Annotated in this window: 1 protein-coding gene; it reads right to left on the bottom strand. The window is 37.0% G+C overall.

The window, feature by feature from the left end:
• Positions 1 to 451: histidine kinase dimerization/phospho-acceptor domain-containing protein (locus tag HC175_RS18590; RefSeq protein ID WP_209310094.1), on the bottom strand; the 451-nt coding region annotated here is incomplete at both ends.

The following is a 451-nucleotide window of genomic DNA, read 5'->3' as shown; positions in this document are numbered from 1 at the left end:
AGCCGTTATCTGTCACTTGCAGAATGTAATTACCTTTCTTCTTATTAATGCTTATTTGCAGTATTCCTTCATCAGGCATCATTGCCTCACTGGCATTCACTATAATATTTAATAAAGCGATCTTTAATTTTTCCTCATCGGCATGGATGAAGTAGGAGCCTCGGTATTTCTTTTTAATGGTAATACCCGCAAGAAAAATACGATCTTTCGCATGAATTAATGCTTTATTCATTGTTTTGGCCAAACAGCATTTTTCCAGTTTAGGCTTGGAATAATTTGAAACCGACAAAAGGTCGGTAACAAGATTATTCAATGTAGCAGTACTTCGTTCTATGATATCGATATAGTTTTGGAGCTCCTTTTTTTGTGTTCCCTGAATCAGTTTTTCAAGAATATTAGCACTCATCCCTATACTGGCCAGCGGATTTCTTAGCTCATGAGCCAGGGTCCT

It is taken from the genome of Salinimicrobium oceani (assembly GCF_012037645.1).
Note: the sequence above shows the minus strand (reverse complement) of the source record. Positions and strands in the feature narration are given on the sequence as shown.